General features: G+C 42.1%; 1 protein-coding gene. It reads left to right on the top strand.

The features are described 5' to 3' along the window. On the top strand, positions 1–883 hold an 883-nt coding region (locus Q0605_RS02640), incomplete at its 5' end, for a hypothetical protein (RefSeq protein ID WP_298703975.1). Positions 884–1,131 lie beyond the last annotated feature (248 nt).

Raw genomic sequence — 1,131 nt, 5'->3', positions numbered from 1 at the left:
GGCTAAGATGGAGTTTATAGCAGACGAAAGCAATGGCGGATATAGGGGACAGACCAAAGAGTGGATCAAGCTTGAACTTATTAATGGCACGGTTAGCAGGAAATACTATAAGGCGCTTGAAGGCTCGTATCTGGTGCCCCTAAGCGGTAAAAAGCCCGGACACAATAGAAAACCTGTGGGGCAGAGCTATGATACTTATGCCCTTGGCGATTATCGCATCTATCTCGACGATCAAAAATTTGTACCGTTTTATAATGATAATTCAATCATAGATTTTGTGTCGATTCAGGCGTATCCTGACCGAAAGCAACAATATCACGATACCTATGATGTAAGAGACGATGAGCTTTTGATATTCTGCGACGACGGCAAAAAGATTCGCGTAAAGGAGATGTTTCGCTTCGCTTTAAGCAGAGAGTTATATTTTGCAGTTCCTAATAGCGATGGAAGCAAAACAAAAACTACGCCCTTTTTGGATTTTGCAAACAAAAGAGGAAAAAGCGATTACTTCAAAACCGTAAAAAACATGCTGAACGAATATAGATTATTTTTCTGCCAAAACCCACAAGGCAAAAGCGAAAAATATATCAAAAACGCCTTCGGCTTTGAAAGAGCTAAGCGCGCGTTAAAAAAGAAATTTTTAGCCGCAGTTTCTCTGCACTCGGTTTGGAAGGGGGAGGATGTATTCAAAGGTCCTGCACTGCCCGGGTATACGACCGCGCTTAGCCTATTTATCAAAGAGGGAAATAGACTAAAAATGGAGGTATATTATATTGGATTAGACACGGAATATTACCCAGATAGTCGTCGGGTCCGTGAATATACCTATAAGGAGGAGATCTCCCTTAAAGACGAATTGACCGAGATAGTATTGGGCGGATGATAGAGCCATAAATTATTACGAAAGATGGTGGGGTATAGGGATTTTTTCGCAAAGCAGAACCCCTAAAAGGAAGGCTATAAAGCCGCCCGAGTATTGGCACTTTGCTAGGTTGCAAGCCCCCGGTCAGTATAAAAAGATCCGCGAAAAGCTCTATGCGGACATCTTTTTAAACGAATTTAACGCCCTGGCATATGTCTATAATATGACCGGCGAACATCCGCAAGAAGGCGATTTAGAAGCATTGAAAA

It is taken from the genome of uncultured Campylobacter sp. (genome assembly GCF_938017705.1).
In the GTDB taxonomy this organism is placed as follows: domain Bacteria; phylum Campylobacterota; class Campylobacteria; order Campylobacterales; family Campylobacteraceae; genus Campylobacter_B.
The sequence above is the reverse complement of the archived record's forward strand: the minus strand, read 5'-3'. Positions and strand labels throughout refer to the sequence as shown.